Origin of the sequence: Arthrobacter sp. CAN_A1 (assembly GCF_015751665.1) — a bacterium.
Taxonomy (GTDB): Bacteria; Actinomycetota; Actinomycetes; order Actinomycetales; family Micrococcaceae; genus Arthrobacter_D.
This window is the reverse complement of record NZ_JADOUR010000043.1, coordinates 1-1,152: the sequence shown is the minus strand read 5'-3', so window position 1 is coordinate 1,152 and position 1,152 is coordinate 1. Positions and strand designations below refer to the sequence as shown.

The window sequence follows — 1,152 nt, the reverse complement described above, 5'->3', positions numbered from 1 at the left end:
TGGGCAGATCCCATGGCCACCGGCGGGCAGTTTTACTGGCCATCAGTGGGCAGTTCCGTGGCCGCCTATGGGCAGTTTTTCATGGCCGCTGACAGCCTTTAGGCAAGGTCCGACTTTCGATGAGTTCAAGGCAAAAACCAAAGACGGGTCCTTGAAGTTTGTCTCGAGTTGGTGCCGGAAAAATATGAAGGAACTATGCGAAGCCTCCGACAGCCCACTTCGAAATTCCCAGTACGAACTGCTCTATTCGCCGTGGTCGGAGCAGGTGCACGCAGCTCCAGGAGCTCTTATCGACTCGATGTTCAGGAACAAGGGAGAGGGATGGCAAGAGCTCGTAATTGAGGAAGATGAGGTGCGAATTCACGAAGCAGTGAGCATGGCCATCAGCCTGTTCCTAGAGCTTCGCCGCTTCCTGCCAGCCATCGATGCACCTGACCCGGACAAGGCCTACGACTGGCTCGAGAGAGCTAAACCAAAGCCTGCCGTTGCGGTTTAGCTTCATCAGGTTCGCTTCAGCGATGAGTGGAAACCGGATTGCTGCCTTCATCATTCCTTCACCTCTACATACCTGTCCCACCCGAGGAGGTGTACAACGTCGTGGGAAGGCAATGAAAGCACCCGCGTTCCGGGCGCACCGCCTTAAGCGACTCGCCGTGTGAGTAGAGGACAGTACGAGGCGTAATCTGCCTGGCGGGAAATGAGATGCACGATAAAGTCCGGTATCTGCAATAACATTTGTCTTGCAACCCTAGAGATACGAGGCGTCTCGCGGCGTGGCTTCAAAAGCTGTCCGTGTTGGTGGTGTGACTGTTAGCTCAGAATGGCGGCTTTTTCACAACTCGGTTTGGCGGTTTGACGTGTCGTTTGAGGATCTCCCAGTGCAACAGATTTCGTTCAATGACCAGCCACTTTCTCGGGTCGGTTTTCATTGGCCCATTGATCCACGGCCCTTCAGATGATCTACTTCATTTACCTTTCAAGCGGTGTGGGAGAGGCCCTTACAACCGGCTTTGCGGTCTAGATAGTTGTCGTGGACCAGTCGGGTATGTAGCAACTTTAGCCCGGGGTTTTCGTGATGGTGGGGCCTGCAAGGTGTGTTTAAGCGACGAAAGGTGCTTCTGAGCTGGGAAAATAGTGTTGTTGACGCACTTT

1 pseudogene is annotated in these 1,152 nt (G+C 53.8%); it reads left to right on the top strand.

What is annotated here, in order from left to right:
* A pseudogene (locus IWX62_RS16150) lies at positions 1-496 on the top strand (hypothetical protein); the annotation flags it as partial.
* Positions 497-1,152: the final 656 nt, after the last annotated feature.